Origin of the sequence: Collinsella stercoris DSM 13279, from assembly GCF_020735465.1 — a bacterium.
In the GTDB taxonomy this organism is placed as follows: domain Bacteria; phylum Actinomycetota; class Coriobacteriia; order Coriobacteriales; family Coriobacteriaceae; genus Collinsella; species Collinsella stercoris.
This window is the reverse complement of record NZ_CP085935.1, coordinates 1,750,774-1,776,724: the sequence shown is the minus strand read 5'-3', so window position 1 is coordinate 1,776,724 and position 25,951 is coordinate 1,750,774. Positions and strand designations below refer to the sequence as shown.

Below are 25,951 nucleotides of genomic sequence, written 5' to 3'. Positions count from 1 at the left end.
CCGGCGGCTTGCTCAGGCACCCGACCTTCGGGTTCAATCGTCGGGCGCCGCACACCAGGCGTGCGCCCTCCTCTTTCAGGGCAATCTCGGGCACCTGGACAACCCGTCTTTGTTGTTGAGTCGTTTCGTATTGAGTTTTCCACCTCAATTTAGGGACTGTCTCCAAATTGAGGTGCGCATAGAAGAGGTTTGAGATGAAAGTTTCTTACGACTGGCTTTCCACCATGGTTGAGCTGCCGGAGGATCCCTCCGAGCTCTCCCGCGAGTTCATCCGCACGGGCACCGAGGTCGAGGCGATCGAGACCGTGGGCGAGGCCTTTGACCACGTGGTCACCGCGCAGGTGCTCTCCAAGACCGCCCATCCCGATTCGGACCACCTGTGGGTCTGCTCGGTTGACGTGGGTGCCAACAACGTCGACGCCGAGGGCAATCCCGAGCCGCTGCAGATCGTGTGCGGCGCGCAGAATTTCAACGAGGGCGACCACATCGTGACCGCCATGGTGGGCGCGGTGCTGCCCGGCGACGTCAAGATCAAGAAGGGCAAGCTCCGCGGCGTGGTGTCGATGGGCATGAACTGCTCCGCGCGCGAGCTCGGCCTGTCCTCCGACCATGAGGGCATTTGGATCCTGCCGCAGGACGCCCCGGTGGGCATGCCGCTCTCCCAGTATCTGGGCAGCTCCGACGTGGTGCTCGACTGCGAGATCACGCCCAACCGCCCCGACTGCCTGTCCATGATCGGCATCGCCCGCGAGGTCGGCGCCATCTACGACCGCGATTTCTCCGTCGAGCTCCCGCAGGTGCGCGAGGAGTCCGGCGCGAGCGCCGAGGACACCGTTTCGGTCGAGCTGCTCGACGAGGGCTTGTGCGACCGTTACGTTGCGCGCGTGGTGCGCAACGTGAAGGTGGGCCCCTCGCCCGATTGGCTGGTCCAGCGCTTGAACGCTTGCGGTGTGCGCACGCACAACAACGTGGTCGACATCACCAACTACGTGATGATGCTCACCGGCCAGCCGCTGCACGCCTTCGACCTTTCCGCTTTTGAGGAGCGCGACGGCAAGCGCGCCGTGGCGGTCCGTGCCGCGCATGAGGGCGAGCAGTTCCGCACGCTCGACGACGTGGAGCGCACGCTGTCCGCCGGCATGGGCCTCATCGCCACGGGTGAGGCGGGCGCAACCCCGGTGGCGCTTGCGGGCGTTATGGGCGGCATGGACTCCGAGGTCACCGACGCGACCGTCGACGTGCTCATCGAGAGCGCCTGCTTCAACGCCGGCCGCACCTCGCACACGAGTCGCGACCTCGCGCTCATCTCCGACGCTTCCATCCGTTTTGAGCGCCAGGTGGACGAGACGGGCTGCGTGGACGTGGCCAACATCGCCTGCGCCCTCATCGAGGACCTCGCCGGCGGCGCGGTTGCCCCGGGCTGCGTGGACGTGTACCCGGCGCCCCGCACGGTCGAGCCGGTGACGCTTCGCCTGGCGCGCGTGCACGCCATCTGCGGCGCCGCCATCGAGCCCGCCTTCATCGAGAAGACCCTCGGCCGCCTGGGCTGCACGGTTGCGCGCGCAGGCGAGGGTGAGGACCTCGTGTACACGGTGACGCCGCCGACCTTCCGCCCCGACCTCCCGCGCGAGATCGACCTGATCGAGGAGATCCTGCGCATCTGGGGCATGGGCCGCGTCGAGGCCACCATCCCCGCTGCGAAGAACCACATCGGCGGCCTCACGCGCGAGCAGCGCCTCACGCGCAAGGTGGGCCAGGTGCTGCGCTCCTGCGGCCTGAACGAGACCATGAACTTCTCCTTTGCCGCTCCCGGCGACCTCGAGCGCATCGGCATGACGGCCGAGGGTCGCGGCTGCGCGGTCGAGCTCATGAACCCGCTGGTTGCCGAGCAGACCGAGATGCGCCGCTCGCTCATCCCCGGCTTGCTGCAGTCCGTGGAGTTCAACATCACGCACAGCACCGCCAACGTGCAGCTGTACGAGATCGGCACCCTGTTCTTCGGCCGCGAGAACGCCAGCGCGCCCAAGGAGCGCGAGGCAGTGGCGGGCGTGATGTCTGGCGCCATGGGCGACGTGACGTGGAACTACAAGCCCATGCCGCTGCGCTTCTTCGACGGCAAGGGCGTGGTTGAGGAGCTGCTCGAGCAGTTGCGCATCCCTAAGGTCCGCTTCCGTGAGGCCACGGGCGACGCCTACGCCTTCCTGCAGCCCGGCCGCTGCGCCGAGGTGCTCTCCGGCGGCACCGTGCTCGGCTGGGTGGGCGAGATCCATCCCGACGCGCGCGAGGCCTACGGCATCGACATTCCCGTGGTCGCGTTCGAGCTCAACCTTGATGCGATGCTCGCCGCCGCGGGTACGCAGGAGGCCTACCGCGAGTTCTCGCAGTTCCCGAGCGTCGAGCACGACCTGGCCATCGTGGTGAACGAGGACGTGACGTGCGAGGACCTCGAGCGTCGCCTGCGCTCCGCCGGCGGCAAGCTGCTTGTGGGCGTGCGCCTGTTCGACGTCTACCGCGACCCGGTGCGCGTGGGCGCGGGCAAGAAGTCCATGGCGTTCGCGCTCACGTACCGCTCCGACGACCACACGCTCACGAGCGAGGAAGTCGAGAAGGCCCACTCCAAGCTGGTTGCGAAGGTGTGCAAGGCCACCGGCGGCGAGGTCCGCTCCTGAGCAAAAAGTTCCCCAGGCACCCCATCTTCGGGCGAACCCGGTGGCTTATGTACCGCCGTACACCGCGCCCCCGCGCTCGCCCGAACCTGGGGCACCTGGGAAACTTTTGGGTGCTGGGGCGGGCGCCCCATCTCGCCCTTCAATCGCTGGGGCGCCGTGCATGAGGCGTGCGCTCTCCTCTTCCAGGGCGGCTTGGAGCACCTGGGAAACTTTTGGGTGCTAGGGCGGGTGCCCCATCTCGCCCTTCAATCGCTGGGGCGCCGTGCATGAGGCGTGCGGCCTCCTCTTTCAGGGCGGCTTGGGATGCTCTTGGAGGGTTGCCACGTTCGCGTGGGGAAGGCGCCCCGTCCTGTCCGGCGATTGCGCGAAGGGGCGGGGCGTTCGGCCAAGTTACAGAAGAAAGGCTGGGATATGCCGAGCTGGAACATTCATATCGCACATGCCGAGGGCCTGCTCGCTAAAGATGGTCCTGTGGCGCGTGTGGTGCGCGACCGCAACGCCTTTCTGTTCGGCAATCTCATCCCCGACATCTACGTGGGCTACATGGTGCCGGGCATTGTGCACCCGATTCCGTACCGCGTCACGCATTTTGCCAAGCCCGAGCACATCCCCAAGCCGCGCGAGGCCGAGTTTTGGGTGCAGTATGTCGCGCCCACGCTCTCCGAGCTGGGGATTGCAAATGGACGTGCCGGAGGCGGTGGCATCTCTACCGACGGCGTCGTCGATGCCATCGGTGCTGCCGGATCGAAGTCCCCGGAGCCCTCTATCGCGGTTGACGAGATTGCCGCCGTGCCTGCTGTCGCCGTGCCCGCCGCCGACGGTATTGTCGCTGTGCCCGCCGCCGACGGGATTGCCGCTGCGCCTGCCGCCGTCGGGGTTGCCACTGTATCTGCCGCCGGCGAGGAGGCCGCCGCGATGCCCTTCGGCGCAAAGCCAGGTGACGCTGGATCTCTCGCGCGCGAGGTGGCGCACGTGTCGCCCGCGCACGCGCCCACGTACGAGTTGGAGTTTGACCCGGCGCAGTCTGCCCGCTTTCAGGAGGAGGCCTTTGATGGAGCGGTCCGTGCGTCGGCGCTGCCCGCCGCCGCGCGACACTCGCTGTTCGATATGGTGCTCGGCGCATGGACCCATTTGCTGGCGGACACCATCTGGAATTCGCGCGTGAGCGATTATCTGGACGTGCTGGGCGAGAAGCCGAGCAAGGGTTTTCGCATCAAGAAACAGGGAGATTTCGACCAGTTTGGCAAGTCGTTGGCGATCGACGCATTTCCGGCTCCAACCCCTGGGCTCATCGATACCGCGGCGCAATTTCCCCAGTATGCGATTGATGAGCGGTCCGTCTATTTTACCTGCGCCATCGCTCACGAGATCGTGCGCACCAATCACCTGGCTGCGCCGGCGTCGTATCGCCTGCTCACCGAGGAGTTCTTCGCGGCGACGTTTGACGAGGTGCAGCATGCTGCGGAGCGGCTTATGGGTGAGCGCCTTTAAGGGGTGCGTGCTGCGGCACGGCTTATGACCGAGCACCTTTAAGGGGCCTGGATTCATCGCCGCCTGGACGGTTCGAGTTCATGACCGTGCAGATCCGTGGCCATGTGAACCTATTGAGGTCCGAGCTCATGGTGGTTCGGGCTCATGCGCTCCGAGCACATTGCGATGCGAGCCCATGGAGGTCCTTGTCCATCACGGCGCGAGCTTGCTGTGATACATGGCCAATGATGTTCGCTGTTGCCCGAACCACTTTGGGTCTGTTACAGCGTGATTTGCTGCGGCCTACTGCCCTTCAAACTGTTTTGATCTTTTTTATCGAGCCTTATGGCGCTCGGTCCGCAAGCGATTTCGATGTTCGAGATCTCTTTGGGGAAGATAGTACGTCTCCCAGTCACCAAAGAGGTGCTCCCTTAAGACGATAGCTTCCCGCAGGGCCGTCTTGGACTTTGCGCGCTTGCGCACGCCAAGCTTACGTCGCAGATGGCCAACGAGCGTGTCGAAACGCACCTGCTCGGCAAGTTGCTCTTTGGTGAGCAGGATCACGTCCATGCCCATTTCCTGCAGGGCAAGGGCTCGGTTTGCGTCTACGCCGCCTTGCTCTGGGCTGTCGTGAACGACCCTGCCCTGGCACTCGACAACGATGGGCGCTCGATCGCTGGTCCCCTCGAAGTACAGATCGGCATAGCATGTATTTTGGCCCGCGAGCGTTCGCGCTGCCGGCGTAAGGGCGATGGCGTGGTTATTGTCAAATGGCCCAAGGCCCTCTCCACCCAGGCGAGGTGGAAGCCCAAGAAGCATGGATGCCTGGACCTCCAGAGGTGACGCACACACTCCGTTGACCATGCGTAGCGCTTTAACAAGCTTGGCATTTCCCCGAACTCCCTTTGTCTGAGCGCAGTACCGCTTGAGTTCCGGCATGGTCAGGAGGGGATCGCGAATCCACAGGTCGGTTGCGACCCCATCCTTAGCGTGGACTTGACGCCAGCCTCCGGACCAGACGAGGCGCTGGGCGTTGGCGATGTCGATCTGCTCTTGCAGCTCTGGCCCAGGGTCAAAGATGGCGAACGCCCCGCAGAGCTCATAGGCTGCCATGGCGAGCTGGTAGATAGAAACGAGCGGCGCCATGGTGAGTAGCGTGAGCTGGGGCGATGCGAAGGTAAGCCCAAGCGTGTCATCGGTTTGAAACGAACCGGGTGGAAGCTCGGCGGTGAGCACGTGTTCTCGGATCCCTATGGCGCGCGTCTTGCCTGTCTTGTCCGCGCAGAGGATGTGCAAGGGGAGGCTGGGCCAATAGCTTTCAGGTTCATGGAGGCTGAGGCGCCTATGGTCGAGGCTTGTCTCAATATAAGGAAAGGCGGGGAGTACCTGTTTAGCCTGCGGTGGGATCCGATGCAGTGCAAACGATGTTGGACCGCAAAAGAATTCATGCATTTCGAGCCTCCTTTGATCTGACGAGGCCGGTTGATGCGACGGTGCGAGATGCTCAAAGAAGCGCAAGTGGTCCTAAGCACGCGCATGCTGCAGCAAAAAGGCCTCAAACGGGGTGTTCGCCCTTGTACCCAGCGGGTTATGAGGGCTATCCAGATGGTGGGAGACAAAATCGCTGCCGCAAATCGGGCGAAAAGGTAACGAAACCGAAGACACCCTAAGTAGACAGCAGAGTGGCACCTCGTTTGCGCAGATAAACTTCTTTACCTTTAGGGGTCTACTTATCCTAAGTCGAAATTCGTTACCTTTTCGCCCGATTTGCGGCATGGAGGGTGTGCAAGACGCTGCGACAAGTTAAACCATGGCGTAGATAAGCGTTCGGGGTGGAGGATGCCAATGCGGGATGGGCACTGCCGGCGTGAGTTTGACACGGCCAATGCGGGATGGACGCTGCCAATGTGGGATGGGCGCTGCCGGCGCGGGGTTGATGCTGCCAATGTGGAACTGACGACGCGGGGGCAACGACGCGCGCGAGAGGAGCGACGTCGACCGGACGCTGGCAGAGGGTTTGATATACCAAAAAGGAGGCCGCTGGAATATCCAGCGGCCTCCTTGTAACGGCAGCGATTGCCGAAGCAATCGTAAGTAACGCGGTGAGCGTGTTTTAGCGCACCTGAGCCACGTAGGCGAGGTTGGTCGAGGAGATCTTGCCCTCGAGCTCGACGGAGAGACGGGCATCGCCGGCGGTCGCGACGGTCAGGTCGCCCTTCTCGACGAAACCGAGCTCCTTGGCCGTTTCAACGGCCTTCACGATGGTGCCGTTGACGGTGCCCTGGGTGATCTCGGCCTGGCGCGGGATCACGCCCCAGTACATGATCATCTGCTGGACGGCCCACTCGTGGCGGGAGAACGCCAGGATGGGCATGTTCGGGCGGAAGTGCGAGATGAGGCGAGCGGTGCGGCCGGTGGTGGTGGGCACGGTGAGGCACTTGGCGCCAACCGTGGTGGCCATCTGAACGGCGGACATGCCCACGACGTTGTTGACAACGCGGGTGCCGGTAGCGCCCTCGGGGATCTTGAGCTCGGCGTGGGCCGGGAGATGCTTCTCGGTCTCGATGGCGATCTGGGCCTGCATGCGCACGGCCTCGACCGGGTACTTGCCGGCAGCGGTCTCGCCGGAGAGCATCACGGCGTCGGTGCCGTCGTAGATGGCGTTCGCGACGTCGGTGACCTCAGCGCGCGTCGGGCGCGGGTTCTGCTGCATGGAGTCGAGCATCTGCGTGGCGGTGATGACGGGCTTGTAGGCCGCGTTGCACTTGCGGATGATCTCCTTCTGCACGTGGGGCACGAGCTCAGGGGCGATCTCGATGCCCAGGTCGCCGCGGGCGACCATGATGCCGTCGGAAGCTTCGAGGATCTCGTCGAACTTCTCGACGCCCAGGGCGCACTCGATCTTGGGGAAGATGGTGACGTGCTCGCCGCCGTTGGCGCGGCAGAGCTCGCGGATCTCCTCGACAGCCTTGCCGTTGCGGATGAAGGAGGCCGCGATGTAGTCGATGTTCTGGGTCAGGCCAAAGAGGATGTCCTGACGGTCGCGCTCGGTGACGGCGGGCAGGGAGATGTCGACGTTGGGGATGTTGACGCCCTTGCGCTCGCCGATGAGGCCGTTGTTCATGACGACGCAGTGCATGTCCTGCCCGTCGATGGACTCGACCTCGAGGCCGACCAGGCCGTCGTCGATTAGGATGATGGAGCCCTTCTCAGCCTCGGAAGGAAGCTTGAGGTAGTCGAGGGAAATGTGGGAGGCGTTGCCGAGCCAGTCCTCGGTCGTGGGCTGCGCGGTGACGATGATCTTGTCGCCGGTGTGGACCTCGACCTTGGCGTGACCCTCAAGCAGACCGGTGCGGACCTCGGGGCCCTTGGTGTCGAGCAGAATGCCGATGGGCTTGCCAACCTCGGCAGCGCAGCGGCGGACGCGCTCGATACGACCCTGATGCTCTTCATAGGAACCGTGAGAGAAGTTGAAGCGAGCGACGTTCATGCCCGCCTTAATCATCTCGCGGATGGTCTCGTCGTTGTCGCACGCGGGACCCATGGTGCATACGATCTTGGTGCGCTTTTGCTTTACCTGCATACAGACCTCCATTTGATGTCTTGTGTAAGCGTCGTTGGTGAGCAGATATACATGGGAACATTATAGGAAAGTCAAAGCCGTTTATCGATGTGAATCGACCGCGTGCCGATTCATTACACATAGAGCTTGCGTTACGGGCGATTCCATTCGCGCTCTCTCAGCTCGACCACGCCCAAAAGCCGATATTGGTGTGAAGCCCCTGTCTATGGGGTAAGATAGTCGACTGTTATTCATCGCTGTTCAGCACGGCAGCCTTGATGAGCCCTTGCCCTCTCCTGGGGAATTATGATCGGGCATCAATCTGCTGGGCAGCCTGATCCCAGGAGGTAGTACCAAGTGGAGAAAGAATACTTGGCTTCGGCCGAGGAGGTGCTCGAGGCCCAGTCCACGAGCGCCGATCAGGGCCTGACGGCCGCGGAGGCGCAGAAGCGCCTGGCGAGCGTGGGCCCGAACAAGCTCGATGAGGAGGAGAAGACCCCTCTGTGGAAGCGCTTCTTCGAGCAGATGGCCGACCCCATGGTCATCATGCTGCTCGTCGCGGCCGCCATCTCCGTCATCACCGGCTTTATCCAGGGTGAGCCCGAGTGGGCCGACGCCGTCATCATTCTCTCCGTCGTTATCCTGAACTCCGTCCTGGGCGTGGTCCAGGAGGCCAAGTCCGAGCAGGCCCTCGAGGCCCTGCAGGAGATGAGCGCCGCGCAGTCCAAGGTCATCCGCGATGGCAAGATGTCCCACATGCCGAGCTCCGAGCTCGTTCCCGGCGACGTGGTGCTGCTCGAGGCGGGCGACTCCGTCCCGGCCGACTGCCGTGTGCTCGAGAGCGCTTCCATGAAGATCGAGGAGGCCGCCCTCACCGGCGAGTCCGTCCCGGTCGAGAAGCACGCCGACGCCATCGCGCTCGCGGCCGAGGCCGACGACGTGCCGCTGGGCGACCGCAAGAACATGTGCTACATGGGCTCCACCGTGGTGTACGGCCGCGGCCGCGCCGTCGTGGTGGGAACCGGAATGAACACCGAGATGGGCAAGATCGCCACGGCCCTTACCCAGGCCAAGAAGGAGCTCACGCCGCTCCAGATGAAGCTCAACGAGCTCTCCGGCATCCTGACCAAGCTCGTGCTCGCCATCTGCGTGATCATCTTCGCCGTGGACATCGTGCGCCACTTCGGCGAGCTCGGTTCCAACCCGGCCATGATGCTCGACACCTTCATGGTCGCCGTGTCCCTGGCCGTCGCCGCCATCCCCGAGGGCCTGGTCGCCGTCGTGACCATCGTGCTGTCCATGGGCGTCACCAAGATGTCCAAGCGTCAGGCCATCATCCGCAAGATGACCGCCGTCGAGACCCTCGGCTGCACCCAGATCATCTGCTCCGATAAGACCGGCACCCTCACCCAGAACAAGATGACCGTCGTCAAGCACGAGCTCGCCGCCCCCGAGGAGAAGTTCCTCGCCGGTATGGCGCTGTGCTCCGACGCCGAGTGGGACGAGGACAAGGGCGAGGCCGTTGGCGAGCCCACCGAGTGCGCGCTGGTGAACGATGCCGCCAAGGCGGGCATGACCGGTCTCAAGGCCGAGCATCCGCGCGTTGGCGAGGCCCCGTTCGACTCCGGCCGCAAGATGATGTCCGTCGTCGTCGAGACGCTCGACGGTGAGTTCGAGCAGTTCACCAAGGGCGCTCCCGACGTCGTGATCGGCCTGTGCACCCATGTGTACGAGAACGGTCAGATTGTCGAGCTCACCGAGGCTCGCCGTAGCGAGATCCTCGCCGCCAACAAGGCCATGGCCGATCAGGCCCTGCGCGTGCTGGCGCTCGCCAACCGCACCTACACCGAGGCCCCGACCGACTTCACCCCCGAGGCCCTCGAGCACGACCTGGTGTTCTGCGGCCTGTCCGGCATGATCGACCCGGTTCGCCCCGAGGTCACCGCGGCCATCGTCGAGGCCAAGGAGGCCGGCATCCGCCCGGTCATGATCACCGGCGACCACATCGACACCGCCGTGGCAATCGCCAAGGACCTGGGCATCGTGACCGACGCCTCCCAGGCCATCACCGGCGCCGAGCTCGACAAGATTTCCGACGAGGACTTCAAGACCCGCGTGACCGAGATCTCCGTGTACGCCCGCGTCCAGCCCGAGCACAAGGCGCGCATCGTCGACGCCTGGAAGAGCCTGGGCAACATCGTCGCCATGACCGGCGACGGCGTGAACGACGCCCCGTCCATCAAGCGCGCCGACATCGGCGTGGGCATGGGCATCACCGGCACCGACGTCACCAAGAACGTGGCCGACATGGTGCTCGCCGACGACAACTTCGCCACCATCATCCACGCGGTGGAGGAGGGTCGTCGCATCTACGACAACATCCGCAAGGTGATCCAGTTCCTGCTGTCCGCCAACATCGCCGAGGTCCTCTCGGTGTTCGTGGCCACCCTCATCGGCTTCACCATCTTCCAACCGGTGCAGCTGCTGTGGATCAACCTCATCACCGACTCCCTGCCGGCGCTCGCGCTCGGCATGGAGGAGGCCGAGGGCGACGTCATGAAGCGCAAGCCCCGCAACGCCTCCGACGGCGTGTTCGCCGGCGGCATGGGCCTCGACATCGCGTTCCAGGGCATCATCATCACCCTGCTGGTGCTCGCCTCCTTCTTTGCCGGCGTGTACTTTGACATGGGCTACATCGACATCGCCGACATGATCGCCGGCACCGCCGATGCCGAGGGCGTGACCATGGCGTTCATCACCCTGTCCATGGTCGAGATCTTCCACTCCTTCAACATGCGCAGCCGCCGCGCCTCGATCTTCACCATGAAGACGCAGAACAAGTGGCTGTGGGGCGCTGCCGTCCTGGCCTTGGCGCTGACCGTCGTTCCCGTTGAGGTCGACGTGCTCGCCAACGTCTTTGGCTTCATGCCGCTCCCGCCTCACGCGCTGCTGACCGCACTCGGTCTGGCGCTGCTGATCATCCCGATCATGGAGGTCTACAAGGCCATCATGCGCGGCATCGAGAAGAACAAGGCGTAAACGGAAAGGACCTCAGCGTAAGCGTGGCTGACGTTTTGGAACATATTCCGAGCTTTGGGGACCTGCGTGCTTCCAGCGCGCAGGTCTCTGCGTTTGAGGGGGCGCGCTCGGAGCTGGCGCAGGCCGGCGACATCCCTCTAGAAGAGATCGAGCTGGGCGCCGTGGTGCGCCTGGACCGCGGGTTCCCCATGATCGCGACGGCCGCGGGGGCGCTTTTGCGCGCCGAGCACGCGGTGGATTTTGCCAAGGGCAAGCGGGGGAAGCGCGGTGGTCGCAGCGGTTCGGGTCGTCAGGCGACGCGGGCGCGCGGCGGTGGCGCGGCGGGGGCGGGCGCTCCCGATGGCGCGGGCGTGGACGGCGATGGGCTGCTGCCCTCCATTGGCGATTTTGTCGCTGTGCGCGTGTCTCCCGGCCATGACATGGGCGTGATCTTGCGCGTGCTGCCGCGCCGCACGGCGTTTGAGCGCTGGCGTGGAAAGAGTCGTGGGGAGCGTCAGGTCCTCGCCGCCAACGTCGACGTGATCTTTATCGTGCAGCCCCTGGGCGCCGAGCGCGACACGTTGCCGCTCATGCGCGACCGCGTGGCCCGTTCGCTCGTGCTCGCGCGTGATTGCGGGGCAGAGCCGGTGGTGGTGCTCACCAAGGTCGACCGCTGCGAGGCGGCCGAGGTCGTGCAGATCGCCGATGACCTGCGCCGCCTTGCCGGCCCGGGCGTTCGCGTGATCGCGACGTCCTCGCATACGGGTGAGGGGCTGGACGAGGTGCGCGCCTGCATTCCGCGCGGTGCCGTGGGGATGATTTTGGGCGAGTCGGGCGCAGGCAAATCCACGCTGCTCAACACGCTGTTGGGTGCGGAGGCGCTCGAGACGAACGCCGTGCGCGAGCGCGATGACGCCGGCAGGCACACCACGGTGGCGCGCATCATGGTCGCGCTGCCTGAGCCCTGCGGCGTGATCGCGGATTGCCCGGGGTTGCGCTCGCTGCCGCTGGTGGGTCATGAACGCGGCTTGGCAAGGGCGTTTCCCGAGGTCGTCGAGGCATCGCGCGCCTGCCGATTTAACGACTGCTCGCATGTGCACGAGCCGGGGTGCGCGGTGCTGCGGGGCGTCGAGGACGGGGAGATCGAGCGCGTGCGCGTCGATGCGTTCCTCGCGCTCGCGAGGGAGATGCGCGTGAGCGCGCAGAGCCTGGACCCGGATATTCATCTGTAGCTCGATGTGCGTGCGGTTCCGGGGCGTGTGGCCGATGCCGCCGTGCGAGCCGTGTGGCCGGCGGTGCCGCGTGGACCGTGTGGCCGATGGCGCCGCGTGGGCTATTGGGCTTGGGCGCGGCGCCGGTTGCGCGGTGTGTTTGGTTGGGCTTAGTTGCATTATCGATTGCGCGGTGCGACCGGTTGGGCTTGGCTGCGTTGTTGAATGTGTTGCGTAGTCGATTGGACTTGCCCGCAACGATTGCGTCGAGAGGTCGATTGGGCTTGGCCGCGTTGTTGAACGCGCATCGTTCGATTGGTTGGGCTTTGGTCGTCTGATCTGCGAAACTCGTGGTTTCCGCCCAAGAGGGGCAAAAAGGAGGCTTGGCTGAGCGCCGGGCCTCCTTTTTCATGCGACTGGTCGTATCTGCTCGGTTTCTCGCCCCTTGTCGCGGAAATCGAGTTTTCGCTCTGTTGTGGACATCGGCTTCCCATCTAGTTGCGGGCGCAGTTTTGAGGGGCGGGTTGCGGCAATCGCTCCTGTTTCTGACCTGCAGCTGGCGCATTCCTTGCAGTGCGTGTCAGCCGCAGGTCAGAGCCCTCAACAGGTCGCAATTGCCTTTCTCAGAATGACCTCCCGAGAGGGTGCTTCGGCATTGAGAATCGTGGTGTGGGTCGCATGCGGAGGAAGGAGGCGAACATGAATCGAAGAACACGGTTGCTCGTGAGTGCCATCGCCGGCATTGCCGCGGCGGTCATTTCGTTTACGGCGATATCCGGAGCACACCAAGAGGCGGAACGCGCCCGGCGAGAGACGCTGGAGCAGTATGGCGGCGAGCTGGTGAGCGTGTGCGTTGCCACGCGCGACATCGACCCGGGGGAGCAGATTGACGACGGGAACGCGGTGGTTACCGAGTGGGTTTCCACGTTGCTGCCCGCGGAGGCGGTGACCAGCCTTGCCGATGTGGCGGGGCGCACGGCGACAGCGCGGATTCCTGCGCATGCGCCCCTTTCGGAGGCGTACTTCGAGCAGCGGGAGAGTGCGGTCGACGTGCCTCGCGGCAAGGTCGCCGTGTCTGTGGCGAGCGATGCCGAGCATGCCGTGGGCGGCGTGCTCGAGCGCGGTGACCTCGTGGACGTGTATGTGCAAGGAGATGCCCTGGCGGACAAGTTGACGGATGCCGAGGTGATTGACACGAGCGCGCTCGCATCGGGTTCGGGCGATGTGCAGTGGGTCACGCTCGCCGTGCGCCCCTCGGCGGTTCGCGAGCTTTTGGCTGCCGCGTCTCGCGGCATGGTCACACTTGCGGTGCCCGCCGAGCAGGAGGACGGGGATCGGGATTCCGACGATGCCGAGGAAAAGTCTGATGCGAAAACGCCCGGTGACGAAGCATCGGCAGAGTCGTCTGGTGATGAGGGGCCGGTTGGCGAGGTCGGAACGGGCGAAGGAGATTGACGATGGGGCGAATTTGGGTGATTTGCTGCGAGGAGGGCCTCTATGGGACGGCTCGCCAAGAAGTTCTGAAGCGCGATGGGGACGCGAGGGTCGCCCGTGTCGCGTCGGTCGAAGAGATGATGAGCCTACGTGCGCTGTGCGAGTCCGAGCGTGTGGGGATCGTCGTGGCTGGTCGAGGGGCATCGCTCGATAGGACCGCACGAGACGTGACCCGCATACGGCAACAAGGGCTCGGGGATGATGTGCTGGCGATACTCGCCGGATGCGGGCCGGGCTCTGTTGCCCGCATGCTGCGCGCCGGTGCTAATGAGGTCATCGCGGCGGAGGGCGAGTGGGCCGGATGCGCCCTGCCCGATCGGCCGCTTGTGTTGGGAACATGCATGGAAGACGACGGTTGCGGATGCACGGTGGACGGGGCACCTCCGTTTCGCGATGACCTGGTTCCGCTTGAGGAGCTCTGGCCTCCGCTCGACGAGCCAGACGATGAGGTGGGTGCGGGTCCGTCGGCGCTTGAGCGCACCGGGGATTGCGGCATTTCTTGCAAGGGGTCCGTCCGCACGGGCCGCGATGGGGTGGATATGCCTGCCGCCGACGCGCACGAGCTCAAGGAGGTCGCGGCGCGCGCGGGCGCGAACGCCGCGATGTCCGGGGGAGGCCATCGGGCCCCCTTGGTGGCGGTGGTCTCCGGCCGCGGCGGGGTGGGCAAGACGACGGTGGTGGCGGGGCTTGCGGCCTGCGCCGCGCGCGTTGGGCTGCGATCCGCCGTGCTTGATCTGGACTTGATGTGCGGGGACATGCCGGCGGTGCTGGGCGTTGATGTGTTTAAGGGACTCGAGGGTCTGATGGCCCACGAAAGCGGAGGAAGTATCGCCGAATGTGATATCGAGGCGACTGCCATGCGCGTGGGGCCGGGATTGACGCTGTGGGGCCCGCTGGCGGAGGGCGAGCGCGCGGAGCTGTTCGGCGATTCCGTCGAGCAGTTGATCGATGCGCTCCGAAGTGCCGCCGATGTGATTTTTGCCGACACGTCCTGCTTTTGGGGAGACGCGGTGGCGGTGGCGGTCGGCGCGTGCGATCGCTGCCTGGTGATTGGAGGGGCCGGCGAGACATCGGGGGCCTCCGCTGCCCGCGCGGTGGCGCTCGCGATGCGCCTGGGGGTTCCCGCAACGCGCATGACGAGCGTGTTCAACGGGGTGGGAGGTTGCGGGAGCGGCGAAGAGGAGGCGCTGCGGTTTGAGATGGGGGCGTCGCTGCGTTCTCGGGCGCGCATATCCGATGGAGGCGATCGCGTGTCCGGTCTGCTCTCGTTCGACAAGCTCGATGCGCTGATTGCCGAGGACTGCGCGTTTTCGAGGGACATGCGCTCATTTGCGGGCGAGCTGCTGAGCGAACTTGGATGCCGGATGGTGGGAAGCCTGGAGCCGGCACCTCAAAACACGCCAGCGACTAAGTTCAGGCTTCCGTGGGGCAAGAGGGGGAGTGGTGAGAGATGAGCTTGTTGCGTCGCATGGAAGCGGTGGGCGAGGAGCGCTCCGCTGCCCCGAGCGTGTCGGTACGCGTTGTGGCAAGGGATGTCGTCGCGTCCGAGCGGGCATCATCGCTGCGTCCCGAGCGCGTGCGCATCATGCGCTTGATGATGGACCGCGTCGGCTTTTCGGAGGTCGCGCGCATTGTGAAGGCGGGCGACGTCGACCGCGGTCGCCTTGAGTTGAGGCCTGCGCTCGAGGCGGTGGTCAATGCCGACGAGCGCCTGGATGTGACGATGGACGAGCGGGAGCAGATCATCGCCGACGTCTTGGACGACGTGGTGGGCCTGGGCCCGCTGCAGCCGTATTTGGAAGACGATGCGGTGACGGAGATCATGGTCAATGGACGTGACCATACGTTTATCGAGCGTCGGGGCACGCTGGTGGCGCTCGGCAGGCTGTTTGAATCGGAGGAGCAGATTCGAGTGCTCCTCGATCGCATCATCTCGCCGTTGGGTCGCCGCGTTGATGAGCGCAGCCCCATGGTGAACGCGCGCTTGCCGAACGGGTATCGCGTGAACGCGGTGATTCCGCCCATTGCCATCGACGGACCCACGCTCACCATCCGCAAGTTCTCCGACCGTATCAGCGCACTTGACCACCTGGTTCGGTTAGGGTCGCTTCCCGCTTGGTATGCCCAACTGTTGTCGTTTGCCGTGCGCGTGCGTCAGGATTTGGCGGTTGCCGGGGGCACCGGGTCGGGTAAGACGACGCTTTTGAACGCGCTTTCCTGCGAGATCCCGCACGGAGAGCGAATCGTGACCATTGAGGATTCGGCTGAGCTCAAGTTCACGCACCATCCCCATGTGGTGCGGCTCGAGGCGCGCGAGGCGTCCATCGAGGGCGAGGGCGCTGTGAGCATCCACGACTTGCTGGTGAACGCCCTGCGCATGCGACCCGATCGCATCGTGGTCGGTGAGGTGCGCAATCGAGAGGCGATCGACATGCTCGAAGCCATGAGCACGGGCCATGACGGGTCATTGACAACGCTGCATGCCGGCAGTGCTCAGGAGGCCGTTGTGCGCCTGACGCTGCTGGCCCGATACGGCATCGACTTATCGAGCGATCTGATCGAGGAGCAGATCGCGATGGCTCTTGACGGAATCGTGATGTCGGTTCGCACGCCGGACGGCAGGCGATTCGTCTCGACATATACCGGGGTCTCGCGCGCTCCCGATGGAGGAGTGAGGCTTACGGAGTATGTCTCGTACGACGCCTTCTCGCGTTCGTGGACGTTGGCGCGCGAACCGGAATTCATCGAGGAAGCCGTGCGGTCGGAGGCTCTTGATCGGGAGGAGGTGGCGCTATGGCGACAATCGTGTCCCTGCTCGTCGGGGCGCTCGTAGCGGCGAGCGCGCTGGGTTTCATGGACGAGGGGCGTGCCCATGGCGAGGGGGCGGGTGACATCGCGCGGGTGCAGGAGCGGGCGCGTCGCTCGTTTCGGCGCGCGAGGCGCAGCGTTGAACGGGCACGCGCCCTGGTGGAACGTGGCCTTGCGGAGCATGGCGTGATGACTTCGCGCAGGCGGGCTGAGCGCGAGCGCATCGAGCGCGCCATGCCGGAAGCCTTTGGCGCCCTGGCCTTCTCCTTGGGTTCGGGTCTTTCGCTCGCGCAGGCTATGCAATATGTTGGCGGACGCTCGGAGGAACCGGTGCGCACGGAGTTCCTCCATGCATCGGCGCTGATGACGTGCGGGGTCTCCTCGGTCGATGCGCTCGACGAGTTGGTTACACGTCTCAACGCCCCCGCCTTGGATTTGGTGGTGCTCGCGCTCAAGGTGTCAAGGAAAACCGGGGCCTCGCTGACGGGCCTGCTATCTGAGGCGGCGGGGCTTGTTGGGGAGCGCATCGAGCTGGCGCGGAACCTCGAGGTCAAGACGGCGCAGGTGCGCATGTCGGCGCGCCTTGTGGCGGGGATGCCCGTCATCATGGTCGGCTTTCTCTCGCTTGTGTCACGGGACTTTAGGGCCGGGGTGGCCACGGGGCCGGGTATAGGGTCGCTCGCTGTCGCGCTGGCGCTGAACATCGCGGCGTGGCTGGTCATTCGCAAGATCATGCAGGTCGATGCGTGATGGGCGGATTGTTTGCGATGACGGCCCCGGCGGTCGTCTCGGGGGTTTTGGCGGCGGTGCCGACGTTTTTGCTGCTTGGGTGGGATGCCCAGGATCGGCGAGAGACGTGTGCCCGGTGGGCGCGGCGGTTTCGGGCCGCTTTCGCGGGTCTTATCTCACGCGCATGTGCGCTCGCGCGCGGTCGTCTGTGTCCTGCGTCGGCTGCCGAGCTCTCGGTGACGCTCGGCGAGGTGTCGGAGATGGTCGATATCGTGCGGCTGGGATTGTCGGCGGGACTCTCGTTCGATGCCGCTTTGGAGCTGTATTGCGATGGCCGGTCGGGCCCCCTTGCCGTGCGGCTCGCCCGCGCGCACGTGTCTTGGCAATCGGGGTTGTCGACGCGGGAGGATGAGCTTCGGCTGGTCGCGCGCGAGACGGGGGTGCGTGCGCTCGAGACGTTTGCGATTGCTGTCTCGCAGGCGCTCGAGCTTGGCGCCCCCTTGGCGGAAACGCTCGAAGGGCAGGGAAGGGAGATGCGCGCGGCGCATCGCGCCGAGGTCGAGCGCCGCATAGAGCGCGCTCCCGTCAAGCTCATCATCCCCACGGGGACGTTGATCCTTCCCGCCCTGTTGTTGTCCATATTGGGTCCGCTGCTTGCTGCCGGCGGAATGATGTAGGGAGGTTTTCATGGTCGCTTTGGTCGAGTATCTGCATGAGGTGTTGGGGGATGCGTGGCGTTTGATGCATGACGCCTATGGGCGAGCAACGGTTGCCGCGCCCGTTCTGTCGAAGGAGGAGCGGGCGCAGGGAACGACGGAGTACGCGATCTTGGTGGGCGTTCTCGTGGTCATCGCGATCATCGCGATCATCGCGTTTCGCGACAAGGTGAGTGAGTTGTGGACGGCCATTTCCGACGGCATCAACGGCCTGTGAGGAAGCGCCGGGCGTGTGGCTCGCGCCGCCCGCAGCGTGACCCGCGAGGCGGGGCGTGCGAACCTCAGGTCTGGGTGCGTGGTCCGTGGATTCGGTTCCGCGGCCCGTGGGGCTGGGCGTTCCCTGCCTGCGTGGGTTTGGCAATCGTTGCGGCCTTGGCCTGCCATGCGCTGGCGGATGGGGGAGGCCCCCCGAGTTCGGGCGACGCGGCGGATGAGAGGTCGTTTGACGAGGGCGCCGAATCGGCGGCTGGCGACGAAGGCGGAGCTGGCGGCAGCGATGGGGTCGGTGATGACGGTGGGACAGATAAGGAGGGCGGAACCGACGATGCGGGCACTGACGGAACGAATGGCGACAATTTACAGCGCATATGGGGGCTTTTGGATGGCCCCGGTCAAGAGAGCTCCGCGCGCTCATTTTTGGAGGATCTGCCGCAGGGAGAGGGGGAAAGGGGTGACGGCGACGCGACGACCGCGATCGTGTACTGGACCGAACGAGGCGATCTGCCCGTCGCCGCCGAGCGCGTGTTGGACGCCTATGCGGATGTGTGCGGCGTGATACTCGGCGCGAGCGGCTACCTCGATATGTACGGCAATGTGTGGGGCGCCTTGGTGAGGAGAGGAGATGCCTGGTGCGATGTGGTGCTGGTGAGCACGGAGGACGGCGAGCAGAGCGTGGTCCGGGTGGCCAGGGTGCTGGCGGGAAGCGTGTGAGGTCCGCGCTCGGTCGCATGTGGCGAGGGCGCCCGATCGGCGCCCGTGACTTTTGGGGACGACGGGGAGGCGAGCATGCGAACGGGCGGGCTGACAGGGCGTGGCGTGTGGCACGGGAGCGCACGGCGCAGGGCACGCTCGAATATGCGCTTACCGTCGTCGCGCTGTTGGCGATGGTCGTGGCGTGCGCGGCGATTTGGCGGGCGGCCGTCGATGGGACGTTTGCGGGGATCGTCCAACAGGCGGCATCGCACCTGTTGGATGGCGACGGGTTCATCGACATATCCCTGTACTGAGGGCGCTGATGGGGAACTCGCCCAGGCGACGGTTGAGGCGGCGATGTTGATCCCGGCGTTTCTGCTCCTGCTTTTGCTCATGCTGCAGCCGGTCTGCCTGCTGTATACGCGCTCCGTTATGGAATCGACCGCCGCCGAGACCGCTCGCTTGCTGGCGACGGGCGATGCCGACGGCGATGAGGCGTACCGGTCTTTTGCCCTGCGTCGACTCGCCGCCATCCCCGATCTCTCGATTTTTCATGCGGGCGGTCCGCTCGCATGGGACATCGAGCTCACGCGGGCGCCGGCCGCGGAAGGCGAGGTCGAGGTGGTGATCGCGGGCGCGGTTTGCCCCCTGCCCATCTTGGGGGCGTTTGCCGCAACGATGGGGGAGACGAACGCGCGGGGGGACATTTTGATGCGCGTGAGCGTTTCGTATGAGGCGAGACCGGAATGGCTGGAGGGAGATTATGCCTCGTGGATCGAAGCATGGAATGAGTAGGGCGGCGATCGCGCGTGCACGGTATGTGCGCATGGGGCGAACGCGCATGGGGCGCGCGTGCGCCCGGGCGAGAAACGCGTGCGCTCAAATGGGACGCGCAGGTGAGCAGACGGGGCGTCCATGCGCGCATTGGGGCATCGATCTGTTTATCGAGGAGGGCGCGTATACGACCGTCGCGTCCGCCGTTGCCATGCTGATGGTGCTGGCGCTGTTGTTCTCCGCAACGCTGGCCGTTTGGTCGGCGGGCAGGTCGGGGGATGTCCAGGCCAACGCGGATACGACGGCCCTTGCCGGGGCGAACGTGGTTTCCTCGTACCATACGGTCGCGACGGTGCTTGACGCGTGCGCGCTCAGCATGGGGTTGGCGGGATTTGCCATGACGGGCGTGGGGATGATCGGCGCCTTTGTCCCCGGCGCCCAGAGCGCTGCGGCAAAGACCTTAGATGCGGGCATCGATATGCTCGAAGCGCGTAACACGTTCGTGGCGTCGGCCTCGCGTGGCTTAAAGACGCTCGAGGGGTCCCTGCCGTATCTTGTCGCTGCCAATGCCACGAGGGCGAGCACCGCTCAAAATACAGAGTCGATCACATACACGGGCAGTGCGCTCGCAGCGCCTGCAACCTCGGCATCTGAGTTTCCGGCGTTGGAGGGCAGCCAGATCGCGCTGGATGATCTGACTCAGGAATCGCAGGAGCTGGAGCAGGCGGCGGATGATCTGTCTCAGATATCCGAGGAGGTGGCGGCTAAAAAAGAGGCCGCGTGGCTGGCGGATTGCGGGCGCAATGGCAGGAACATGCAGGAGCGCGCCGCGCGTCTTTCGGGCATAGCGGCTGAGGACAATCCCGATTTCGCATCGAGCACGGTATGGGAGCCCAACGTGGCTCTCGAGCGAGGGCGGGCGTACTACCGGTGGCGTTACGAGCATGATGAGCCGGAAGGGCAAGGCGTCGAGGCGCGGGCGGACGCGGCTGCGCGTCACGCGTTTTATGGATACGCCCTTCAGATGTTGGAGGGCGCGCAGGTCGTTGAGCGCGACGGGGTGATTACCTCGACGGTCGAGCTGCTTCCCAAGAACACCGATGAGGTGCGACGGACAACGCTGTATACCGACGCTGTGTGGCCGTCGAGTGTTGAGGACGACGGGTTGACCCTGCATTTTTCGTCATCGTGTCCGGGGGTTGCGGGCGCGCAGGGCCCTTTGATCGCTCTCGCGAGCATTGAGGAGGGAAGTGCGCGCGAATGCCCCGTGTGCAAGTTCGGCGTGGGAGATGTGGGCAAGGCGCCGGCGGCGTCGACGAGCATCGACAACGGTTTTGAGTACCACCTGCGTGCGTATACGCTTGCTTTGGACGAGTACGTTGCCGCTCGCCAACGCGAATTGGATGAGCAGGCACGTGCACGGGGCGAGGCGGAGCAGGCGGGTTCTGCCTTTGAGCAGGCGATATCGGCTCTCTCGGGAAAACGTCCGCGCATCGCCCCTCCCGGGCGGAACGGGTGCATCGCGCTCGTCGTCGCGTCGGCGGTCGATTCGCCGGATGAGCTTGAAACGCCATTCGCTGCGTCGGAGGGCATCACCGAACGTGGGGCGATCTCCGCGGCGGCTCTCGCTCCAGACAGGGCGACACGCGAGAACAACGTGCTCTCGTCGTTTTTCAGCTCCCTTGAGGAGCGTGTCGGGTCGGGAGGGGCGGTGGGCCTCGTCGACTCGGTGATGGATCTTTGGGGCGACCTGCTTGTTTCCTACGGCGAGGCGGGGGCGGGCGTCGACAAGGCGTTTGGCGACATCGTGGATGGCTTGGAGGGCCTTGGGCTGGGTCCCGTCGGATCGTGGCTGAGCGAGCGCCTGCAGGGCATCGTGCGCGCGCTGGGGATAGAGCCCGTCGACTTGAGCCAGCGAAAACCCGTGCTGACGGACAGCGCCCGCGTTGCTCAGGCATCGGGAATGCAGGGCTATGTGAACGTCCAAACGGTCTTGCGGGACATCCCCGCCGGATCGACGGATCCGAAGGCGATTGTGCGGGCGGTTGGCTATGCGGTGGAGGACCGCATCATGTCGATGGAGCTCACCGTCGCGGAGATTCCGTTGCCGGGCGGCGGCACGCTTCCGCTGACCGTGCGCGTGCGCGATATCGCCTCGTTGGTCGGCGGAGGGACGTGATGCGGTTGCGCGCCATGCGGGAAGAGCATGCCCAGGCAACCGTCGAGATGGCGGTCGTCGCCCCCGTCATGTTGGTCGTGGCGCTCATCGTGTACAACGTGATGGTGTTTGCGTCCGCAACCGCGCGCTTTGACCGGGTGGCACCCGACATCGTTCTCGCCCATGGGGTGGCGCCGGCGGGCGACGCGACGGGCGCCCTTTCGATGGCGGGGTCTGCGTCGAACGTGGAGGAGCGCTTGGAGCGCGCGATGGACGGTTATGACGTGGAAATCGATGTAGAGGCCGATGAGCAGGCGGGAGGCGATTCCGCCACCGGAGGGTCCCTGCTGCACATGGTCGGGAGCCTGCGCACCTATCGTTGCACGATGCGGTATGCGCCGTGGCCCCAGGGCTTGGTGGTTGCGGGAGTCGATATGGGGGCTCCCCTGGAATTGACGCACACGAGGTCCATCACGGTGGATCCATGGAGGCCGGGGGTGGTTATGTAGGGCGTCTTTCTGCTGGGGATATGGCTTTGGCCGTGAAACCGTGTGTTGCGGCGACGCATGGGATGGCTTGAAGATGAGGTGATTGCGTGGGGCGTCTTGGATTTTTGAGACGTTGGAGGGTTCGCGTGCTGCGCCAACGCCGCGATGCGGGCAACCGATGCGGAGCGCCGGGAGCGGAGGCCGGGGCTCGGCGGCGCGGCGTTTCGCGAATCGCATCGTGCCCTATGCGCCCCGGGCGAGACGTGGCGTGGCGTGCGATTGCCGCCCGGGCTCTATGCGAGCTTGGCTGGGATGGGGATGTTGAAGGGGCGGTGACGTATTGGCAGCGCGCGAGGGGACTGATTGCATGCTCCGCGTTGGACGAAGCAACTCGCCCGCGCATCTTGGTGTTTCCACGCTGCCGTTCGGTGCACACGTGGTTCATGTCGGCCCCAATCGATATCGCGTTTGTCGATGCCGCGGGTCGGGTCATACAGCGTCATAGCTGCGTTCCGCCTTGGAGTATGTGCTCGTGCGCCCGGGCCTATCTCGTGATTGAGCGGTGCTCTCCAAGGGAGGTGGCTTCGCACGTTCAGGGTGAGGGCGCCTGGTGCGCCCTGTCCGGATGACGGTAGGGTGTCCAAGCCGGTCGGTCGAGCTGTAGGCGTCTTGGACGATTGGGATGTGTGCACGTCGCCCCTCCCGCGTGCCGCGGCCTCTTATGCGCGTCGTGTTCCGCGCCTCCCTGGTCGGCGGCAGGGTGCGGGTGAATTTTGACAAAAGGAAAAAACGCGCTTGACCGGATCGTAAACTTTGGTATAGTAATCTCCGCTGTTAACGACAGCGCACCTTGTGGCTCGGTAGCTCAGTTGGTAGAGCAGAGGACTGAAAATCCTCGTGTCAGGGGTTCGACTCCCTTCCGCGCCACCCTTTGCATTGTGAGGCCTTCCAGAAATGGGAGGCCTTTTGCATTTACTTTCCATCGCGTGCGCTCCGCGATGTGGGGGTATCCTAAGGAGACGAGTAGGTTTTACGCGGAGAGGGCTGCCCATGTTCGACAGGATTCGCGGTGTCAATCTGTCCGGCTGGTTTATCTTGGAGCCGTGGGTCACGCCGTCTTTATTTGCCGCGACGGGCGCATCGAACGACGGCGAGCTTCAGCAGGTCTTGGGGCCGGCCGCCTATAACGAGCGCATCCGCGAGCATTACGAAACCTTTATCTCCGAACTGGATTTCAAGCGCATGTCCGCCATGGGCCTCAACGCGGTGCGCATTCCGTTGCCGTGGTACGCGTTTGGCTCCCAAAACGAGCACGAATCGTACATTTCCTGCATCGACTACATCGATCGCGCCATGGAGTGGGCCAACAAATACGAGATGAAGGTCCTACTCGATCTCGCGACGGTCCCCGGTGGACAGGGAGATTCCAATAGCTCCCCCACCACCTCGGATATCGTTGCAGATTGGCACTCGTCTGCAAATGGCAGGGCGACGGCGCTCGAGGTGCTCGAGCGTCTTGCCGAGCGCTACGGAGAACAAGACCCCTTGCTCGGCATCGAGCTGCTCGACTCGCCCGTCATGAGCGTGCGCACGGGGCTGTTTTCCGCAAGCGTTGGCATTCCCAGCCATTACCTGCGGAATTTCTACCGCGATGCATATGAAGTCGTGCGTCGCCATATGCCCACGCGAAAGATCGTCGTGTTTTCCGATTCCGGGCACCCGGGCGCCTGGAAGCGCTTTATGGCGGGCGACCAGTATCAAAACGTGGTCATGGACCTGCATCTGTATCATTTCCGCGATGAGACCGCTCAGGACATCACCACTCCCCGGGGGCTCACCTCTGCCATACAGCGCAACAAGGCTCTGATACACGAGGCGAAGAGCCTCAAGTTCCCCGTTATCGTGGGCGAATGGTCAGGCGCTGCGGTGCTTTCCGGCTCTTCGGTCACGCCCGAGGGGCGTCGCGCGTACGAGCGCGTCTTTGTGTCGAACCAGCTTGCGACCTTCGATGCGGCGGACGGCTGGTTCTTCCAAACATGGAAAACCGAGCGTCGCCTGCCGGCGTGGGACGCCCGCGTGGCGCTCGCCCCGCTTGAGCGCGCGATGATGGAGTAGCGCATGGAAGCGGAGAATACGTTGAATGCAGGCGGCGGTGCCGGGGGAATGCTGTCACTGGTGGGGACGCCCATCGGCAATTTGGGCGATCTTTCCGCCCGCGCCGCGGAGACCTTCCGCCGTGCCGACGCGGTGTGCTGCGAGGACACGCGCGTGACGGGCAAGCTCCTTGCCTATCTGGGGATTTCCAAACCCCTCGTGCGCTGCGATGACAATGTGATCGAACGCCGCGCTCCGGAGCTCGTGGGCCGCGTGCTGGCGGGCGAGCGCATCGCCTTCGCCTCCGACGCCGGCATGCCGAGCGTTTCCGACCCCGGTCAGGTGCTCGTCGAGCTGGCTCGGTGCGAAGGCGCTCCGGTCGAGGTGATCCCCGGCCCTTCTGCGTGCGTGACGGCTCTGGTGCTCTCCGGCATGCCGAGCGACCAGTTCTTTTTCGAGGGCTTTTTGCCCCGCAAGCACGGTGAGCGCGTGCGCCGTCTGCAGCGTTTGGCCCCCGTTCCCGGGGCGCTGATCTTCTACGAGTCCCCGCATCGCGTGGAGGCCTCGCTCAAGGCGATCGCCGAGGTGTTTCCCCAGCGTACGGTTGCCTTATGCCGCGAGCTCACCAAGTTGCATGAGGAAGTGCTGCGCGCGCCTGCGCCCGAGTTGCACGAGCAGGTACTCGAGCGCGGCGAGCTCAAGGGCGAGATGGTGATCGTGGTGGCGCCTCCGAGCGAGGATGAGCTCGATCGGCTCGAGGCGGCGCTCGCCGCCGGCGCTTCCATCGGTGCGCCCGTCGACCCGGATGAGCTGCTGCGCTCCGACATCGCCGAGGGCCTCTCCGCCGGCGATTCGGCAAATGCGCTGGCCAAGCGCTTGGCGCAGAAGTATTCGCGAAAGAAGCGCGACGTCTACAACCTGGCACTCGAGCTGCAGGGCTAAGTTGGGGGCGGCCATGGACTTCTCGCAGGATTCGCATACGGAGGGTCTAACCGGGCCGCTCGCTCGAACCGATGCGGGCGGGTCTCTAGATGGACGTGAGCCTACGTCGATGCAAGAACGGTACGGCGCGCCACAGGTGCGCTTGACGGCCCCTCTGCTTGATGCGCCTCGCGAACGTATAGACGTTTGCGAGCGGGTCTTGCTCAACCTGCAAGCGTTCAAAGATGTCCGCTTTGGAACGGTGGGTCGGCGCTTAAGGACATTTGTCGTGTTTCTCGATGTCGGTGTCGTTTGGATGCTCCTGTATTATTCGAAGGGCGATCCACGGAACATCGTTTACGGCGCGATCTTCTTCAGCATCTTCCTCATTCCGGCGAACCTTATCTGTCTGCGACAAACGATGATGACATCGACCATCGACCCGATGGTCCGAGCGTGGTTCGGCATGTACGGCAGCCGCAACCTCGATTCCCCGCGTGGGGAGCTGTCCGCGGAGTATGAATTGTCGCTCGATGATGTAGGGTTTGAACAGGTGCTTTCATGGGGTTACGTTATCCGGGTGCCCTGGATCGCGCTCGCGAAACGCCCGTTCAAGGGCAGGCGGGGATATGTGTTCGGCTTCGATGAGGGCAAACTCGAGGCGGTCTTCGAACTCCTTGCGGGCAACAACTGGGTCCATAAGGTTAATGAGATGCCAGCGGAATGTCTATATTTGCCCTTTGACCTCGTATCTCGCCGTCCAGAGTTGCTCGGCCAGGTAAAAGAGCGCATAGCATGGTGGCGGGAGAAATTCGAGGGCGGAAGTGACTCCACGAGGGCGAGTATCGGGAGGATGATTGGCGAGTGGATGGTCGATGCGGATGACTTCGAAGAGGTGAACGAAGGCCGGCGCGCCGTGTGAGGATG

21 protein-coding genes and 1 tRNA gene are annotated in these 25,951 nt (G+C 64.6%); 20 read left to right on the top strand and 2 right to left on the bottom strand.

Going from position 1 to position 25,951, the window contains the following annotated elements; all coding sequences use genetic code 11:
* The first annotated feature begins 194 nt into the window (after positions 1–194).
* Both pheT and LK434_RS07585 read left to right on the top strand, forming a co-directional pair.
* Positions 195–2,669, top strand: coding sequence for a phenylalanine--tRNA ligase subunit beta (pheT, locus tag LK434_RS07590; protein WP_006719375.1), 2,475 nt, complete (start codon positions 195–197; stop codon positions 2,667–2,669).
* Between the two features lie 411 nt (positions 2,670–3,080).
* Positions 3,081–4,160, top strand: coding sequence for a hypothetical protein (locus tag LK434_RS07585; protein ID WP_040360462.1), 1,080 nt, complete (start codon positions 3,081–3,083; stop codon positions 4,158–4,160).
* A gap of 312 nt (positions 4,161–4,472) precedes the next feature.
* On the opposite strand, the gene LK434_RS07580 is transcribed toward LK434_RS07585, so the two are convergent.
* On the bottom strand, positions 4,473–5,591 hold the full coding sequence (locus tag LK434_RS07580; RefSeq protein ID WP_040360463.1) for a hypothetical protein: 1,119 nt from the start codon (positions 5,589–5,591) through the stop codon (positions 4,473–4,475).
* Positions 5,592–6,252: 661 nt separating this feature from the next.
* On the bottom strand, positions 6,253–7,734 hold the full coding sequence (gene pyk, locus LK434_RS07575; protein WP_006719385.1) for a pyruvate kinase: 1,482 nt from the start codon (positions 7,732–7,734) through the stop codon (positions 6,253–6,255).
* A gap of 324 nt (positions 7,735–8,058) precedes the next feature.
* Between pyk and LK434_RS07570 the strand changes: the two genes are divergently transcribed.
* From LK434_RS07570 to LK434_RS07485, 18 genes are all read left to right on the top strand, one after another.
* Positions 8,059–10,740, top strand: coding sequence for a cation-translocating P-type ATPase (locus LK434_RS07570; RefSeq protein WP_006719386.1), 2,682 nt, complete (start codon positions 8,059–8,061; stop codon positions 10,738–10,740).
* 23 nt (positions 10,741–10,763) lie between these two features.
* Positions 10,764–11,951 (top strand): ribosome small subunit-dependent GTPase A, encoded by a 1,188-nt coding sequence (rsgA, locus tag LK434_RS07565; protein ID WP_227917697.1) that lies wholly within the window; start codon positions 10,764–10,766, stop codon positions 11,949–11,951.
* Positions 11,952–12,629: 678 nt separating this feature from the next.
* Positions 12,630–13,385: a Flp pilus assembly protein CpaB gene (cpaB, locus tag LK434_RS07560; protein ID WP_148334398.1), complete on the top strand. Its 756-nt coding sequence runs from the start codon at positions 12,630–12,632 to the stop codon at positions 13,383–13,385.
* A gap of 2 nt (positions 13,386–13,387) precedes the next feature.
* Entirely contained in the window at positions 13,388–14,878 is a 1,491-nt protein-coding gene (locus LK434_RS07555; RefSeq protein ID WP_006719399.1) for an AAA family ATPase, read from the top strand.
* Entirely contained in the window at positions 14,875–16,257 is a 1,383-nt protein-coding gene (locus LK434_RS07550; RefSeq protein ID WP_006719401.1) for a CpaF family protein, read from the top strand. The genes LK434_RS07555 and LK434_RS07550 overlap by 4 nt, the downstream gene beginning before the upstream one ends.
* Positions 16,218–16,982: a type II secretion system F family protein gene (locus LK434_RS07545; RefSeq protein ID WP_006719402.1), complete on the top strand. Its 765-nt coding sequence runs from the start codon at positions 16,218–16,220 to the stop codon at positions 16,980–16,982. The genes LK434_RS07550 and LK434_RS07545 overlap by 40 nt, the downstream gene beginning before the upstream one ends.
* A gap of 239 nt (positions 16,983–17,221) precedes the next feature.
* Positions 17,222–17,638 (top strand): type II secretion system F family protein, encoded by a 417-nt coding sequence (locus tag LK434_RS07540; protein ID WP_227917696.1) that lies wholly within the window; start codon positions 17,222–17,224, stop codon positions 17,636–17,638.
* Between the two features lie 64 nt (positions 17,639–17,702).
* Positions 17,703–17,894: a Flp family type IVb pilin gene (locus LK434_RS07535; RefSeq protein WP_050754948.1), complete on the top strand. Its 192-nt coding sequence runs from the start codon at positions 17,703–17,705 to the stop codon at positions 17,892–17,894.
* A 131-nt stretch (positions 17,895–18,025) separates the two neighbouring features.
* Positions 18,026–18,607: a hypothetical protein gene (locus LK434_RS07530; RefSeq protein ID WP_148334400.1), complete on the top strand. Its 582-nt coding sequence runs from the start codon at positions 18,026–18,028 to the stop codon at positions 18,605–18,607.
* Positions 18,608–18,714: 107 nt separating this feature from the next.
* Entirely contained in the window at positions 18,715–18,903 is a 189-nt protein-coding gene (locus LK434_RS07525; RefSeq protein ID WP_050754932.1) for a hypothetical protein, read from the top strand.
* The gene (locus LK434_RS07520) at positions 18,869–19,384 is read left to right on the top strand and encodes a TadE/TadG family type IV pilus assembly protein (RefSeq protein ID WP_050754933.1); all 516 of its coding nucleotides are present in this window, start codon (positions 18,869–18,871) and stop codon (positions 19,382–19,384) included. Before LK434_RS07525 ends, LK434_RS07520 begins: the two co-directional genes overlap by 35 nt.
* Positions 19,385–19,472: 88 nt before the next feature.
* On the top strand, positions 19,473–21,542 hold the full coding sequence (locus LK434_RS07515) for a hypothetical protein (RefSeq protein ID WP_006719414.1): 2,070 nt from the start codon (positions 19,473–19,475) through the stop codon (positions 21,540–21,542).
* A gap of 14 nt (positions 21,543–21,556) precedes the next feature.
* Positions 21,557–22,030 carry a hypothetical protein gene (locus tag LK434_RS07510; RefSeq protein WP_227917695.1) on the top strand — a complete coding sequence of 158 codons (474 nt, stop codon included), beginning with the start codon at positions 21,557–21,559 and terminating at the stop codon, positions 22,028–22,030.
* A 224-nt stretch (positions 22,031–22,254) separates the two neighbouring features.
* Positions 22,255–22,638: a DUF192 domain-containing protein gene (locus LK434_RS10595; RefSeq protein ID WP_083784157.1), complete on the top strand. Its 384-nt coding sequence runs from the start codon at positions 22,255–22,257 to the stop codon at positions 22,636–22,638.
* Between the two features lie 225 nt (positions 22,639–22,863).
* A tRNA-Phe gene (locus tag LK434_RS07500) sits at positions 22,864–22,936 on the top strand.
* A 123-nt stretch (positions 22,937–23,059) separates the two neighbouring features.
* Positions 23,060–24,124 carry a glycoside hydrolase family 5 protein gene (locus LK434_RS07495; RefSeq protein ID WP_006719420.1) on the top strand — a complete coding sequence of 355 codons (1,065 nt, stop codon included), beginning with the start codon at positions 23,060–23,062 and terminating at the stop codon, positions 24,122–24,124.
* A gap of 3 nt (positions 24,125–24,127) precedes the next feature.
* The gene (gene rsmI, locus LK434_RS07490; protein ID WP_006719422.1) at positions 24,128–25,045 is read left to right on the top strand and encodes a 16S rRNA (cytidine(1402)-2'-O)-methyltransferase; all 918 of its coding nucleotides are present in this window, start codon (positions 24,128–24,130) and stop codon (positions 25,043–25,045) included.
* Positions 25,046–25,058: 13 nt separating this feature from the next.
* The gene (locus LK434_RS07485; RefSeq protein WP_006719424.1) at positions 25,059–25,946 is read left to right on the top strand and encodes a hypothetical protein; all 888 of its coding nucleotides are present in this window, start codon (positions 25,059–25,061) and stop codon (positions 25,944–25,946) included.
* Positions 25,947–25,951: the final 5 nt, after the last annotated feature.